Source organism: Streptomyces daghestanicus, from assembly GCF_020521275.1.
Classification (GTDB): Bacteria; Actinomycetota; Actinomycetes; order Streptomycetales; family Streptomycetaceae; genus Streptomyces; species Streptomyces griseoviridis.
In genome coordinates this window covers 1889011-1903613 of the sequence record NZ_BNDX01000008.1, presented here as the reverse complement: position 1 = coordinate 1903613, position 14603 = coordinate 1889011, and the positions used below count along the sequence as shown (strand labels likewise).

Genomic DNA, 14603 nt, shown 5'->3' with positions numbered 1-14603 from the left:
CTGACGACCACCGTGTGCCGGCGCCATCATGTGAGGTATGAGTGGCGTGTTCGATCGGCGGCCGGGTGTGGCCGCGTCGGGGGACGAAGCGGTCGCGGCGGGCCGCGACATCGGCACGGCTGTCACAGCGCCGGGCGCCATCGGTAAGCAGCACATCGAACATCTCACGCTGCTCGCGGCCGCCCCGCCCGCACCCGTGCCCCGTGCCGACCTGGTCGACGCTCCCCCTGGGCTGACGAACCTTCCCGAGCGTCCCCGGCTCTTCGTCGGCCGCCGACGGGAGCTGGATGTGCTGCGGGCGGGCACGGCGACCGGGACGGCTCCCCTCGTGCATGTGGTGCACGGCCTGGGGGGCGTCGGCAAAACCACGCTCGCCGCCCATTGGGCGGCCGACCACGCGGCGTATTCACCGGTGTGGTGGATCGCCGGCGACGACCGGGCAGCGGTCGATGCGGGGCTCGGTGCCCTGGCGACGGCCCTCCTGCTGCGGACCGGCGCCGCTTCCCTGCAGGAGCCCCAGCTCCGCGACTGGGCGCTTCAGTGGCTGGCCGCGCACGACGACTGGCTGATCGTCATCGACAACGTCAGCGAGCCGGCCGACGTGAAGCACCTGCTGGCCGCGGTCCGGGGTGGGCGGTTCCTCATCACCAGCAGGCGGTCCACCGGGTGGCACGGTATCGCCGAGACGATGGCCCTTGACGCCCTCACGTCGGAAGAGGCCGTCGAGTTGTTCGCCCGTATCGCCCCCGACGCGGGAGATGCCGTCGCGGACGTCTGCTCGGAGCTGGGGCACCTCCCGCTGGCGATCGAACAGGCCGCTGCCTACTGTCTGGAGAGCGGCACGGCGGCCGAGCGGTATCTGGCCCTGCTCGCCGACTACCCGGCCGACATGTACACCGCCACTTTCGCGGGCCGGAACGAACAACGCACGGTCGCCCGGGTCTGGCGCGTGACGCTGGACCGGCTGGCCGACGTCCCGCTGGCCGTCACCATCCTGCTCACCGTGGCGTGGTACGCGCCCGACGACATCCCGCGTTCCTTCCTGGACGGTCTCGGTTCTCCGCCGGCCGTCGACCGGGCCATCGGCCGGCTGGCCGCGCACAGCATGGTGACCCTGCGCGGCACGTCGGCGCTGTCCCTGCACCGTCTCGTGCAGGCGGTGTCCCGTACGGCGGACCCCGAGGACCCCCACCGCGACGCCGGGGCCATCTCTGCGGCACGTGAGATCGCCGCGGAGTGTCTGGTGGAGGCGGTACCGGAGGACAGCGCGGACCCGGGCCAGTGGCGGACCTGGCGGAGACTGCTGCCCCACGTGGAGGCCCTCGCCGGCCATACGGACCCTGCAGAGGATTCGGTGGACCTGGCACGAGTCTTCAGCCGGGTGGGCCAGTTCGCCGGGCACCAGATGACGGGGAGCCGTGCCAAGCGCCTGCTGAGGCGGGGTGATGCGGGAGTCGTCCGGCACCTCGGCCCCGATCACCTCCTGTCACTCGTCGCACGCAACCGGCGGATGGGCTTCCAGCCTCTGCCGCTCCGACAGGCGCTGGACCACGTCGCCCGGTGTGAGCGGGTCCTCGGCTCCCGGCACCCGGAGACCATCACCGCACGCTACGAACTGACCGCGTCCTACCTGGAGGCCGCCGACCTGGACCGGGCACTGCTGAACGTGCGTGAGGCCGTAGCTCTGCGCGGTCGCGTTCTGGGGCCCGAGCACCCCGAAACGCTGGAGGCGCGGTGGGGAGAACTGAGGGTGATGGCGATCCAGGACGACGGCGAGGCCGCGGTCGACCTGGTGGAGCAATTGTTGACCGACTGCACGCGGGTGTTGGGGGACAAGCACCCGCTCACTCTGACCGTACGAGGATCGCAGACGCAGGTGATGAGCAGCGTCGGGCGGAGTATCACCGCCATGATGTTCCGCGCCACCCGGGAGATCGCCGCACAGGGGGAGAAGGCCCTGGCCGAGGTCCGGACAGCGGCGGACGACCTGCGGGAAGCTCATAGCCGGGAAGCGGTGGAGGCATGGGTCCAGGAAGCCCTCCCGGAGGCTGTCGGACGCCTCGCCGACTGCGAGGCGGCACTGGGGCGCGAGCACGCCGACACCATCGCGGCGCGGCTGAACCTGGCGCACATGCACCTCGGTACCGGTGACTTCGACGCGGCACTGGGCCTCGCCCGTCAGGCCGCGCAGGAGGCGGACCGCTACGTGGGAGCGGACTCCTTCCTCAGCGCCATGGCCCGCGCGTGCATCATGAACACCGCCATCGCCACCCGGGACGTGGCCACCGGCACGGAGACGCTGGACTGGTTCCGCCGGTTCCTACGTGCCAATGTCTCCGGTGGTTCCGAGGCGCAGGAGCGGGCACAGGCGCAGATCGACGCCATGGAGAACGCCTGGGCACTGGCCCTCGCCGAACCGCCCGCCGAGGAATGAGACGAACCGCCTTCACGGCCGCTCGCCGTCGAGCACAATGTCGGTCATGTCAGCCAAGCCTCTGATGTGGACCGGCGTCGGGCTCTGCGCGGTAGGCGCGGTCACGCTCGTGGTGGTCGCCTTCTTCGACCTCGGCCGGGCGGATCAGGCCGCCAGTGTGACGGGCGCGGTGGCCGGCCTCGCCGGCCTGGCACTGGCGCTGGTCGCCGGTGGCGCGGCCCGGAACCCGGCATCCGGCGCCAGTGCGTCCGGCGACGGCGCGATCGCCGCCGGCGGCAGCATCGGTACGGCCTCGACCGGCGGTACCACCCCGCCGCCCGCTCCACCGGGGCCTCCGCCCTCCTCCTCCCCGTCGGCGCCGGGCGGAGTCAGCGCCTCAGGCAAGGGCTCCATCGCGGCGGGCGGTGACATCGGTTCGGCGTCCACCGGCACGTGAGGGGTCACCCACGCCCCAGAACCACACAGCATGGCCGGGTCCAGGTACGGCGCCGTCGCCGTGGGGCCGCTGTACCAGCGCAGCGGCCAGGTGTTGCCCCCGAGCGCGGGGATGCCGATGTACGTCACGGTCCGGGTCCCCGTCCCGCCGAGCGACTGCACGCCGAGCGGCCACTCCCGGGCGGCGACCGTCCCCGGCGGCGGCAGGAAGTACACCCACCGCCCGCCGCTCGCCTCGCACACGATCGGTCCGGCGTCCTCGTCGGTGGCGTCGATCAGCGGTCGGCGACGAGTTCCCCGCGGATGCCGTCGAGTCGTACGGCGAGCAGGGAGACGTTCCCGGCCCGAGCCCAGGAGTACATGGAGCGCGAGCCGGAGGCCACCAGTATCTGGTGGTACGAGGTCGCGCTCATCCCGGGCTGTTGCAGACGGCCGCGTACGCGCGGAAGCTGATCAGTGACCGCCTGCCGCCGCAGAACGACGAGACGGTGGAGGAGCGGGTGGTGACCCGGCTGGAGCGGCAGGCCCTCCTCACCGGACGAAAGCCGCCGGTGGCGTGCTGTTTCCTCCTGTACGAGGCGGCGCTGGGGAGTCCGCTGGTCGACCGGGAGCAACCGGAGCGGTTGTCGGAGGCGTCACGCTTGCGGAACATCGTGACCCAAGTACCGTCGTTCGAGCGGGCGTTCAGCAACGCTCCGGAGGGTCCCACGGTGCTCATCGAGACGCGTGACCATGAGCGCTACGCCTTCGCCGAGGGGGCGTTCGCCAGCGAGCTGACGGCCGATCCCGGGTCTGTCGCCCGTGTCACCGAGTCACTTGGCATGATCCGCACGCGTGCCCTCGACCCCGACGAGTCGGCCCGTTTCATCGAGCGGATGGTGAAGGGCCGTGAGTGACCAGGTGAAGTGGGTCAAGTCGAGCCACAGCGAGGTGAAGGCGGCGCCTGCGCAGAGGTCGCCCGTTCGACCGTCGTCCGCGACTCCAAGCAGCGGACCGGCCCTGAGGCCCACGTCACGGCGCCCGCCTGGGCGGCGTTCATCGCCGCAGTCCAGCCCCTCCCCGTCCCATCCGGTGGCCAACCTGGGGTACGGAAAGCGCCCGGCCGGTGACGAAGACCCGCACACGCGGACCCGGACTTCGCACACTTGCGCCTACGAGACCGCGAGTTCGCCGTCTTCATCGATCACCTCGAAGTCGGGCATGCGGTGGGCTACAAGGCCATCGCCGCCGTACACCCCCGCTATGGCCAGCCGGCGACCCGTACGTCCCTGCGCGGCCTGGACGAGGGCGGACACCTGCGGCACATCCGGGAGCACCTGACCGTCGAGGACGGGTCCCCGCGCTGGGTGACGCGCGCGTACTGGTCGCGGACGCGCAGGTCGAAGGAGTGGTGGGAGACGTTCGCCCGGGAGCGCAAGGGGCGGATCGTCATCGAGGACTGCACGAGGGGCCTGGCCAGGACGGACGAGCCCGAGCCCCCTACCCCCGAGCCGGAACCGGGGCCGGAGCCGGACCCGGAGTCTCAGGCTGCGGCCGGTGCTCGGTCCTGGGGGTCATGACGTCGCCTCCTCGACGCCATGGTGCCCCGACCGGCACCTCCCGCACGCTCGCAGCGCCCGTTCGGAGCGGGGGCGGATGCCGGCGCGGACCTCTGCCGCGCGGAGGGTACCGTCGACGATCTCGTGGACGGCGTCCGGGGCGGCGAGGAAGGATGACCGTCGAGGAGTTCGAGGAACGGGCACACCACGCCCCCGAGACCGTGCGGCTGGCGTTCCCTCACGGGAAGGTCCAGGTCGAAGCGGCCGCACGGTCACGGTCTTCAGCGAACCGGAGGGCGGCCGTTACCGGCGACAGGTGAACAGGCCCTTCGGCTCCACCGTCGAGATCCCCGCGTCCGTCGGCGGCACCCTCGACACGGCCTTCCTCGCGGAACTAGCCGACTGACCCCCTCCGCTTGTGAACGTGTGACACACGGCACGTTCCGAGTGGCTCGCGAAGAGCCTGGGCATGAGCCTGCCTGGACGAGCGGGCGGACGGCAGGTCTCACCATGCGATATCGCAGGGGGGAAATTCGGACGCTCGTTAGACTGAGCCGACCGCAGTACATACACGTACGTGCGGAAAGAGACGGATTGAGCGAGGAGCGCACGTGGGCCTTGTCGTGCAGAAGTACGGAGGCTCCTCCGTAGCCGATGCCGAGGGCATCAAGCGCGTCGCCAAGCGGATCGTGGAAGCGAAGAAGAACGGCAACCAGGTGGTCGCCGTCGTTTCCGCGATGGGCGACACGACGGACGAGCTGATCGATCTCGCCGAGCAGGTTTCCCCCATGCCTGCCGGGCGCGAGCTCGACATGCTGCTGACCGCCGGGGAGCGGATCTCCATGGCCCTGCTGGCGATGGCGATCAAGAACCTGGGCCACGAGGCCCAGTCGTTCACGGGCAGCCAGGCAGGTGTCATCACCGACTCGGTCCACAACAAAGCCCGGATCATCGACGTCACGCCGGGCCGCATCAAGACCTCGGTGGACGAGGGCAACATCGCCATCGTGGCCGGCTTCCAGGGCGTCAGCCAGGACAGCAAGGACATCACCACGCTGGGCCGCGGCGGCTCGGACACCACCGCCGTCGCCCTCGCCGCCGCGCTCGACGCGGACGTCTGTGAGATCTACACCGACGTCGACGGCGTCTTCACCGCCGACCCGCGGGTGGTCAGCAAGGCGAAGAAGATCGACTGGATCTCCTTCGAGGACATGCTGGAGCTGGCCGCCAACGGTTCGAAGGTGCTGCTCCACCGGTGCGTGGAGTACGCCCGCCGGTACAACATCCCGATCCACGTCCGGTCCAGCTTCAGTGGGCTCCAGGGCACCTGGGTCAGCAGCGAACCGATCGAGCAAGGGGACAAGCAGGTGGAGCAGGCCATCATCTCCGGTGTCGCGCACGACACCTCCGAGGCCAAGATCACGGTCGTCGGTGTGCCGGACAAGCCGGGCGAGGCGGCCACGATCTTCCGTACGATCGCCGACGCCGAGATCAACATCGACATGATCGTGCAGAACGTGTCCGCCGCCTCCACCGGCCTCACGGACATCTCCTTCACCCTGCCCAAGAGCGAGGGCCGCAAGGCCATCGACGCGCTGGAGAAGAACCGCTCCGGCATCGGCTTCGAGTCCCTGCGCTACGACGACCAGATCGGCAAGATCGCCCTGGTCGGCGCCGGTATGAAGACCAACCCGGGCGTCACCGCGGACTTCTTCAAGGCCCTCAGCGACGCGGGCGTGAACATCGAGCTGATCTCCACCTCCGAGATCCGGATCTCCGTCGTCACCCGCAAGGACGACGTCAACGAGGCCGTGCGCGCCGTGCACACCGCCTTCGGCCTGGACTCCGAGAGCGACGAGGCCGTGGTCTACGGAGGCACCGGCCGCTGATGGCCGAAACCGAACGGTCCCCGCGGGCCGGCCGCCCGACGCTCGCCGTCGTCGGCGCGACCGGCGTCGTGGGGTCCGTCATGCTCCGGATCCTGTCCCAGCACGCGGACATCTGGGGCGAGATCCGCCTCGTCTCCTCGCCGCGCTCGGCCGGCCGCAAGCTGGCCGTGCGCGGCGAGGAGACCGAGGTCGTCGCGCTCACCGAGGACGCCTTCGACGGCGTCGACGTCGCGCTGTTCGACGTACCCGACGAGGTGGCCGCCGCCTGGGCGCCGCTCGCCGCCGCCAAGGGCGCGGTCGTGGTCGATGACTCCGGCGCCTTCCGGATGGACCCGGACGTCCCCCTCGTCGTGCCGGAGGTCAACCCGCACGCGGCCCGCAACCGCCCGCGCGGCATCGTCGCGGGACCGGGCTGCACGACGCTGTCGATGATCGTGGCGCTGGGCGCGCTGCACGCCGAGTCCGGCCTGCGCGAGCTGGTGGTCTCCACGTACCAGGCGGTGAGCGGGGCCGGCCGGGACGGCGTCGAGACCCTGCGCCGCCAGCTCTCCCTGGTGGCCGGCACGGAGCTGGGGACCAACCCCGGTGACCTGCGGCGGGCCGTCGGCGACGACACCGGCCCCTTCCCCGAGCCGGTCGCGCTGAACGTCGTACCGTGGGCCGGTTCCGTGCGCGAGGACGGCTGGTCCTCGGAGGAGATGAGGGTCCGGGACGAGTCCCGCAAGATCCTCGGGCTGCCGCGCCTCCCGGTGGCCGTGACCTGCGTACGGGTGCCCGTGGTCACCACCCACTCCCTGACCGTGCACGCCCGCTTCGAGAACGAGGTCACCGTCGGCCGGGCCCGCGAGATCCTCGCCACCGCCCCCGGCGTCGTCCTCTTCGACAACCCCGCCGCCGGTGAGTTCCCCACACCCGCCGACGCCGTCGGCACCGACCCGACCTGGGTCGGCCGGGTACGCCGGGCGCTGGACGACCCCACGGCGCTCGAACTCTTCGTGTGCGGGGACAATCTGCGCAAGGGCGCGGCGCTGAACACCGTGCAGATCGCGGAGTTGATCGCGGGCGAGCCGGGCTGAACCGGAATTCCGGTGGGTTTCACGTGAAACGTTTGTAGGATCGGCGTAAGCGGTGTGATCCGGTCGATGGCCCGGATCTCTTGATCGATGACCGGGTCCCGTCAGAGGATTTCCCTCCCCGCCTCCGCAACCACGCGGAAGGCGGGGAGCGTCTTTGCGGTCACCTCGAACGAGGCGTGGGGACGCCGGGGTGCGGACGTGGGGACGTCCACGCCATAGGGGACATAGGGGAAGAGCGGGACGCATGACGGCGATTGACGCACCATCGGGGGCACTGCCGGACGCGAGAGCGAACGAGACGCTCGACACGTACAACCCTCAGGGGGTCGGGCGGGTCCAACTGGCGTGGCAGAGGTACTCGACTTGGCCCCCAAGCTCTTCGAGCAGGGGGTGTCCCCGGCGGCGGCACGCGGCGCGGCCCTGCGGCCGACCCGTCGGCTCGCGCGGCCCGGCGCGGCCGGCGGCATGCCGGTGATCGCCCCCATGCCCGCAGCCCAGCCGGCGCCCCTGCCGACGCAGCGAGAGGGGACCGAGGACGCCGTGGCGGCGGGCACCACCGTCGACCACCTCACCGAGACCTACCGCGTCCACTACCGGTCGCTGCTCGGTCTCGCGGCGCTCCTGCTCGACGACACCGCCTCCTGCGAGGACGTCGTCCAGGAGGCGTTCATCCGCGTGCACTCGGCGCGCAAGCGGGTCCGCGACCCCGAGAAGACGCTGGCGTACCTGCGGCAGACGGTCGTCAACCTGTCCCGGTCGGCCCTGCGCCGCCGGATCATCGGCCTGAAGCTGCTGTCGAAGCCCATGCCCGACATGGCGAGCGCGGAAGAGGGCGCCTACGACCAGCTGGAGCGCGACTCCCTGATCAAGGCGATGAAGAACCTCCAGCGCCGCCAGCGCGAGGTCCTGGTCCTCAGGTACTTCGCCGACATGACCGAGGCGCAGGTGGCCGAGACGCTCGGCATATCCCTGGGCTCGGTCAAGGCATACGGTTCGCGCGGCATCGCCGCCCTCAGGCTGGCCATGGGGGCGCCGGCATGAGCGACGGCACCGCTGCCTCGCGCGGACCGGACGGACAAGAGCCGAAGCACTCGCACGCTGGGAACGGAACTGTGAACCACGGCCCCGACGATCCGGGACCCGACGCGCTGACCCCGGACGAACTCGACCCGGACGAACTCGACCCGGACGAACTCGACCCGGACGAGCTGGCCCTGCGCAGGCTGCTCCACCAGGCCGTCCAGGACGTGGCGCCCCGCGAGGGCGCCCTCGAACACCTGCGCAGGGAGGTCCCCGCCCGGCGGGCCCGCAAGCGGCAGGCCGCCGTGGGCATGGCCGCCGCCGCGCTCTTCATCGGCACCGCGATCCCCGCGCTGCTCCACGTCTCCCACTCCACCGGCCCCGGCGCCGACCCGTCCGTCGCCGGCAACGTCTCCCAGGCGCAGGGCGGCTCCGGCCAGGGCAAGCACCCGGCCGGCGGGCAGAGCGCCACCGTCGGCTCCGCCGAGCAGGGCGGTCCGAAGGGCGGGCCCGACCACGCGGAGAAGGACGAGGACAGCACGGCCGCCCCCGGCGGCGGTGGCGACACCGGCGCCGACCCCTCCACCAGCAGCGGCACCGGCACCGCCGCCTGCACGGCCGGCCAGCTCGGCGGCGCCGTCGCCTCCAGCGCCGCACCCGACTCCACCGGCGTGGTCTACGGCTCCTTCCGGGTCGGCAACATCTCCTCGGCCGGCTGTACCGTCGGCGGCCCCGGCTCGGTCGGCGTCACCGCCCAGGGCGCGGCGGACCCCACCAGGATCGGCACCGCGCGGCACGCGGCCGGCGACCCGGCGACCGGGCTCCCCGACCCCTCGCTGGAGCGGACCCAGCTGCTGCTGGAGCCGGGCGCGGCGTACGAGGTGCAGTTCGCCTGGGTGCCCTCGGAGACCTGCCCCACCACCGGCGGCGGCACGGACGGCGGCACCGGCGGCACGCCCTCACCGGACCCGACGCCCACGGAGACCCCCGCCGGCGGCGGCACCGACACGGCGAACACCACCGGCACCTCGGCCCAGCTCGTCGCGGACGCCCCGGCCGCCGGGAGCGTGGCCGTGACGTACACGGCTCAGACCGGGGCGGGCGCGGCGACGGCCACGGTGTCCAACGCCTGCGCGGGGACCGTGTACTGGACGGGCGTGCTGGCGGGGTCGTAGGACCGCTCGGGATGGCTCGGAGGGCGGCGGCGGTCACACACCGGACGGGTGGGTCCGCGCCTCCTTCTCCTCATCGGCGAGGGGCTGCTCGTCCGCCGGGGCCAGCCCCAGCTCCGCGTCGCGGGCCAGCTCCACCTCGCGGCGCAGCAGCCGGAACCACATGAAGAGCACGAAGCCGACGAACGCGAACCACTCGGCGGTGTACCCGAGGTTCTGGAACGCCTTCAGGTCCAGGCCGGAGTCCTGCGTCTCGCTGATCGGGACGGCCTTCATCCCCGAGTCGCCCCGGTTGAGCGTGACGTACGCGTCGTACACGTCGTACGGCACCAGGTTGATCAGCGAGGCCGCGCTGATCGCGGCGGTCTGCCCGGCGGGGAGGCCGCCGCGCGCGCTGACGCCGTTGTCCCCGGGGGTCTCGGACGCCTGGAGCGCGCCGGTGACCGTGACCTCGCCGGACGGCGGGGCCGGGGCCTTCGCCGGATCGGCGGCACCGGGCAGCCAGCCCCGGACGACGGGCAGCGCCTCGCCGGAGCCGGTGCGCAGCATGGTGAGGACGTAGTAGCCCTCGCGGCCGTCCAGCTCCCGGTCGGGGACGAGCAACTGCTCGGCGTACCGGCCGGTGGCGGTGGCCTGCCGGTTGACGGTCGCCTTGTCGACGGGCAGCAGGTCGGCCAGCGGGGCGGCGGCCTGCCGCCGGGCGGAGTCGGCCTGCCGGTCGGCGCTGTGGTGGTCGTCGACGCGGTCCTCGAACCGGCCCAGCTGCCAGGACCCCATGAAGATGCAGAACGGGATCGCGAGCACGACGAAGACGTTGATCCCCCACCATCGGGGCGTCAGCAGAAACCGGTACACGCCCTCAACGGTACGGCTTCGCGCGCGGAGTCCGGTCGCGGGGTCGGAGTTGTCCACAGGTGGTTGTCCACAGGTGGGGACCGGATCTACGCGGAAACGGGACCTCGGGGCACTATGGGGCCATGACTGAGAGCAACGGGTCCATGCCGGACTGGGAGAAGCGGTTCCGCGCGCCGAGGGTGTCCTTGCCGGACTGGGCGGAGGACGCGCCCGACCGCGCCCTGTTCGTGTCCAATGTGACGGGGACGAGCGAGCTGTACGCCTGGGACCGGTCCACCGGTGAGCAGCGCCAGGCCACGGACCGTCCCAACGGCACGACCGACGGCGTGCTCTCGCCCGACGGCGCGTGGATCTGGTGGTTCGACGACAAGGACGGCGACGAGTTCGGGATCTGGCGTCGTCAGCCCTTCGCGGGCGGCCCCGACGAGGCCGCGGTCCCCGGCCTCGACCCCTCCTATCCGGCGGGCCTCGCCCTCGGCCGGGACGGGCGGACGGCGGTGATCGGCCGCTCCACCGACGAGGACGGTACGACGATCCACCTCGCCCGCGGGGACGACGCCCCCGTGGAGATCTACCGCCACCCCGAGTCGGCGGGCGTCGGCGACCTCTCCCACGACGGTTCGCTGATCGCCGTCGAGCACACCGAGCACGGCGACGCGATGCACTCGGCGCTGCGCGTCCTGCGCCCCGACGGCACGGTCGTCGCCGAGCTGGACGACACCAAGGGCGGCACCGAGGAACTGGGCCTCGAGGTGCTCGGCTTCGCCCCCGTGGACGGGGACACCCGGCTGCTCATCGGCCACCAGCGGCGGGGCCGCTGGGAGCCCCTGGTCTGGGACGTGGCGACGGGAGAGGAGACCGACCTCGCGCTGGAGCTGCCCGGGGACGTCAGCGCGGAGTGGTTCCCGGACGGCACCGGCCTGCTGATCGCGCACGGCTTCGAGGCCCGCAGCGAGCTGTTCCGCTACGACCTCACGACCCGTGCGCTGGTGGAGATCCCCACCCCGGCGGGCACGGTCTCGGGCGCGACGGCCCGCCCCGACGGCAGCGTGGAGTACCTGTGGTCGTCGGCCGCCCAGCCGCCCTCGGTCCGCTCCACCACCGGCCGGGTCGTCCTGGAGCCGCCCGGCATGAAGTCGCCCGGCTCGGTGCCGGTGGAGGACGTGTGGGTGGAGGGCCCCGGCGGCCGGGTCCACGCCCTGGTCCAGAGGCCGGCGGGCGCGACGGGACCGCTGCCGACGGTCTTCGACATCCACGGCGGCCCGACGTACCACGACAGCGACTCCTTCGCCGCGGGCCCGGCCGCCTGGGTCGACCACGGGTACGCGGTGGTCCGGGTCAACTACCGGGGCTCCACCGGCTACGGCCGCGCCTGGACCGACGCCCTGAAGCACCGGGTCGGCCTCATCGAACTGGAGGACATCGCCGCGGTCCGGGAATGGGCGGTGGCCTCCGGTCTCGCCGACCCCGCCCGCCTGATCCTCACCGGCGGCTCCTGGGGCGGCTACCTCACCCTGCTCGGCATCGGCGTCCAGCCCGAGGCGTGGGCGCTGGGCATCGCCGCGGTCCCGGTCGCCGACTACGTCACCGCGTACCACGACGAGATGGAGGCGCTGAAGGCCCTCGACCGCACGCTCCTCGGCGGCACCCCCGAGGAGGTCCCCGAGCGCTACGAGGCGTCCTCACCCCTGACCTACGTCGACCAGGTCAAGGTCCCGGTCTACATCTCGGCGGGCGTCAACGACCCCCGCTGTCCCATCCGCCAGATCGAGAACTACGTCAAGCGCCTGGAGGCGAGGGGAGCGACCCACGAGGTCTACCGCTACGACGCGGGCCACGGCTCCCTGGTCGTCGACGAGCGCATCAAGCAGGTCTCACTGGAACTCGACTTCGCCGCCCGTCACCTTCCCCAGCCCTGACGCCGTCCGGCCCACCCACCCACCGACGGTGCCCTCCAGGCCGGCCGAGCCGGGTGGTGGGTGGGCACGGGCCCGGGGGTCCGGCGGGGCGGAGCCCCCTGGGCGGCGTGGCAGCCGGCCGTACTGCCTGACCGGGGCGTGAGCGACGGGCGGCGTGATCGACCGGCGGCGTCACTCCGAACCCCCGGAGGGACGCCGTCGCCCTCGCCGCCCCATCAACTCCGCCAGCCCCCTGCGCGTGGCGGCCAGCACCACCCGGTCCTCTCCCCGCAGCACATACGTCTCCGGCAACTCCCACACCAGCCCCGCCCCCCGAGCCACCCCGCCCCCGTCACCGGCCTCCCCCTGGCCGCCGGAGGCCCCCGTGTCCAGCGCCAGCACCCGCCACGCCCCCGCCCGGAACGCCTCCCCGACCGTCCGCCCCTCCAACTGCGGATGCCCCGCCACCCGCACCGCCGCGAACAGCAGCACCCGCCGCTCGACCGGGATCGCCCCCAGGATCTGCCGCCCCATCATCGCCCCGGCGAAGGCGGGCGCCGCCAGATGCGTCACGCTGCGGCTGCGCGTCAGCGCCCCGGGGTGCGCCGCCCGCAGCGTCCGGTACACGGCCGTCGCGAAGTCGTCGTCGTACAGCCGCAGCACCACCCGCAGATCCGCCCGCACCGACCGCGCGTACAGCACCGCCTCCAGATTCGTCGTGTCGACGCTGGTCAGCGCCAGCAGTGAGTGCGCCCGGTGGATCTTCGCCGCCTCCAGCACCCCCTCCTGCGTGACGTCGCCCAGCACCACCGGCACCCGCAGCCGCCGCGCCGTCGCCATCCCGCGCGCCTCGGGATCGGACTCGACGCACACCACGGGGATGTGCAGCTCCCGCAGCCGCGTCAGCACCCGGGTGCCGATCTTCCCGAGCCCGAGCAGCACGACATGCCCGCCGAGCCCCCGCGGCGGCTTCCGCAGCGCCGTCGCCGTGCGGAACGTGCCCAGCGCCTCCAGTACCGCCGCCAGCAGCACCGGCAGCAGCAACAACCCCATCAGCCCGGTGAGGAGTTGGAGGACCTGCTCCCCGGTCGTCCCCTCCAGCGCCGGCTCGTTGATGGCGAACAGGTCCAGCAGCGTCACGTACGTCGCGTGCAGCGGATGCTCCCCGGTCACCAGCGTCAGCGCCACCGCGAGCGCGACCACGCACGCCACCAGCCCCGCGATCGACCACCGCAGCCGGCGCGAGAACAGCGAGGCGAACGGCGGCACCACCCCGCCCCTCGTGGACAGCGCGGGCCCGGAGTACGACACCTGCTCCAGGACGACCGTGCCCCGTCCCGTCGCCCGCGCCACGGCCGCCGCGTCCGGCAGCAGCCGAGGCCCCTGGTCGCCGCTCCCCTCCGAACCGTCCGTACCGGCGGGGTCGTTGCTCGTCGCGGACAGCAGCGCCAGCGTGCACAGCCCCGGGTCGGCGACCTCGCCCGGCCGCGGCGGCTGCCGTTCCACCGCGCGCAGCAGCAGCCCGTCCGTCTCCACGATCTTGCTGGTGCCCACCAGCGCGGTCGCGGCCAGCGCGGGCGCGGCGGTGTCGGCGTCGGAGAGGACGGTGGTGGAGGCGTCGAAGCCGTGCGCGGCCCGCGCCTCGCCGGTCGCCAACGCGGCGGCCTGGTCGAGGAGTTCCTCTATGTGCTGGCCGAGTCGCCGGTTGTACAGCCGCAGCACCAGCCGCAGCCGGGGGTTGAGCCGGCGGGCGGTGAGGGCGGCGCGGATGTTGGTCTCGTCGTCGTCGTAGACCAGGGCGAGCGCGGCGGCCCGCCCCACCCCCGCCCCGGCGAGCACGTCCTCGGTCGGCTCCCCGGCCTCGATCTCCAGCCCGCCGCCCCCGGGGCCGCCGCCCGGACCCGTGCCGCCTCCGCCGCCTCCGCCGCCTCCGCCGCCTCCGCCGCCTCCGCCGCCGGCCGGGTCGGCCGTACCGCCGCGGTTGACGGCCGCGTTGACCAGGTCGAGCAGCGCGGCGGAGGCGGCCCGCGCGCGCCCCACCACCGGCTGGCGGACCCGTCGCCCGGAGGGCGGCACGACGAGCGTGACCTGTTCGCCGTAGACGCCGCGCAGTTCGGCGGCGAGCCGGTGCGCCAGTCCGTCGTCACCGCAGACCACCATGTGCGCGGACCGCTCGCCCTGTTGGCCGCGCTGGCCCTGCTGACTCTGTTGCGGAACGCTCGTCACGAGGGAACAGACTGCCCCGTCCGGCCGGCGGGTTCCACCCCTGCCCGGTCCACCCGGGGC

At 72.8% G+C, this 14603-nt stretch carries 13 protein-coding genes; 10 read left to right on the top strand and 3 right to left on the bottom strand.

Annotation, left to right across the window (positions count from 1 at the left end; all coding sequences use genetic code 11):
• Positions 1 to 37: 37 nt before the first annotated feature.
• Both Sdagh_RS18060 and Sdagh_RS18055 read left to right on the top strand, forming a co-directional pair.
• A complete protein-coding gene (locus Sdagh_RS18060; protein ID WP_190076991.1) occupies positions 38 to 2434 on the top strand; it encodes a tetratricopeptide repeat protein in 2397 nt (798 codons plus the stop codon).
• A gap of 46 nt (positions 2435 to 2480) precedes the next feature.
• Positions 2481 to 2870: a hypothetical protein gene (locus Sdagh_RS18055; RefSeq protein ID WP_226535297.1), complete on the top strand. Its 390-nt coding sequence runs from the start codon at positions 2481 to 2483 to the stop codon at positions 2868 to 2870.
• A gap of 274 nt (positions 2871 to 3144) precedes the next feature.
• Here the strand turns inward: Sdagh_RS18055 and Sdagh_RS18050 are convergent, their stop codons facing one another.
• Positions 3145 to 3282, bottom strand: a complete 138-nt coding sequence (locus Sdagh_RS18050) for a hypothetical protein (protein ID WP_189422124.1) — start codon at positions 3280 to 3282, stop codon at positions 3145 to 3147.
• Positions 3283 to 3291: 9 nt separating this feature from the next.
• Here Sdagh_RS18050 and Sdagh_RS18045 point away from each other — a divergent pair, with 9 nt between their 5' ends.
• From Sdagh_RS18045 to Sdagh_RS18015, 7 genes are all read left to right on the top strand, one after another.
• Positions 3292 to 3765, top strand: a complete 474-nt coding sequence (locus Sdagh_RS18045; protein WP_190076990.1) for a DUF5753 domain-containing protein — start codon at positions 3292 to 3294, stop codon at positions 3763 to 3765.
• A gap of 9 nt (positions 3766 to 3774) precedes the next feature.
• Positions 3775 to 3978, top strand: a complete 204-nt coding sequence (locus Sdagh_RS18040) for a DUF397 domain-containing protein (RefSeq protein ID WP_308288749.1) — start codon at positions 3775 to 3777, stop codon at positions 3976 to 3978.
• Positions 3979 to 4014: 36 nt separating this feature from the next.
• Positions 4015 to 4428: a hypothetical protein gene (locus Sdagh_RS18035; RefSeq protein ID WP_190076989.1), complete on the top strand. Its 414-nt coding sequence runs from the start codon at positions 4015 to 4017 to the stop codon at positions 4426 to 4428.
• 590 nt (positions 4429 to 5018) lie between these two features.
• Positions 5019 to 6296 (top strand): aspartate kinase, encoded by a 1278-nt coding sequence (locus Sdagh_RS18030; protein ID WP_189422121.1) that lies wholly within the window; start codon positions 5019 to 5021, stop codon positions 6294 to 6296.
• Positions 6296 to 7372, top strand: coding sequence for an aspartate-semialdehyde dehydrogenase (locus Sdagh_RS18025; RefSeq protein WP_189422120.1), 1077 nt, complete (start codon positions 6296 to 6298; stop codon positions 7370 to 7372). Before Sdagh_RS18030 ends, Sdagh_RS18025 begins: the two co-directional genes overlap by 1 nt.
• A gap of 465 nt (positions 7373 to 7837) precedes the next feature.
• The gene (locus Sdagh_RS18020) at positions 7838 to 8413 is read left to right on the top strand and encodes a SigE family RNA polymerase sigma factor (protein WP_189422205.1); all 576 of its coding nucleotides are present in this window, start codon (positions 7838 to 7840) and stop codon (positions 8411 to 8413) included.
• A gap of 71 nt (positions 8414 to 8484) precedes the next feature.
• Positions 8485 to 9567 (top strand): hypothetical protein, encoded by a 1083-nt coding sequence (locus Sdagh_RS18015; RefSeq protein WP_190076988.1) that lies wholly within the window; start codon positions 8485 to 8487, stop codon positions 9565 to 9567.
• 33 nt (positions 9568 to 9600) lie between these two features.
• On the opposite strand, the gene Sdagh_RS18010 is transcribed toward Sdagh_RS18015, so the two are convergent.
• Positions 9601 to 10419, bottom strand: coding sequence for an SURF1 family protein (locus Sdagh_RS18010; protein WP_189422118.1), 819 nt, complete (start codon positions 10417 to 10419; stop codon positions 9601 to 9603).
• Between the two features lie 122 nt (positions 10420 to 10541).
• On the opposite strand from Sdagh_RS18010, the gene Sdagh_RS18005 reads away from it, so the two are divergent.
• Entirely contained in the window at positions 10542 to 12338 is a 1797-nt protein-coding gene (locus tag Sdagh_RS18005; protein ID WP_189422117.1) for a S9 family peptidase, read from the top strand.
• A gap of 171 nt (positions 12339 to 12509) precedes the next feature.
• Here the strand turns inward: Sdagh_RS18005 and Sdagh_RS18000 are convergent, their stop codons facing one another.
• Complete coding sequence (locus tag Sdagh_RS18000) at positions 12510 to 14477, bottom strand: potassium channel family protein (protein ID WP_190011494.1); 1968 nt, start codon at positions 14475 to 14477, stop codon at positions 12510 to 12512.
• Between the last annotated feature and the right edge of the window lie 126 nt (positions 14478 to 14603).

Excerpts from the sequence above, each read along its gene's own strand:
- Sdagh_RS18060 (WP_190076991.1), top strand. The coding sequence starts at position 38 with ATGAGTGGCGTGTTCGATCGGCGGCCGGGTGTGGCCGCGTCGGGGGAC.
- Sdagh_RS18055 (WP_226535297.1), top strand. The coding sequence starts at position 2,481 with ATGTCAGCCAAGCCTCTGATGTGGACCGGCGTCGGGCTCTGCGCGGTA.
- Sdagh_RS18050 (WP_189422124.1), bottom strand. The coding sequence starts at position 3,282 with ATGAGCGCGACCTCGTACCACCAGATACTGGTGGCCTCCGGCTCGCGC.
- Sdagh_RS18025 (WP_189422120.1), top strand. The coding sequence starts at position 6,296 with ATGGCCGAAACCGAACGGTCCCCGCGGGCCGGCCGCCCGACGCTCGCC.
- Sdagh_RS18020 (WP_189422205.1), top strand. The coding sequence starts at position 7,838 with ATGCCGGTGATCGCCCCCATGCCCGCAGCCCAGCCGGCGCCCCTGCCG.
- Sdagh_RS18005 (WP_189422117.1), top strand. The coding sequence starts at position 10,542 with ATGACTGAGAGCAACGGGTCCATGCCGGACTGGGAGAAGCGGTTCCGC.
- Sdagh_RS18000 (WP_190011494.1), bottom strand. The coding sequence starts at position 14,477 with ATGGTGGTCTGCGGTGACGACGGACTGGCGCACCGGCTCGCCGCCGAA.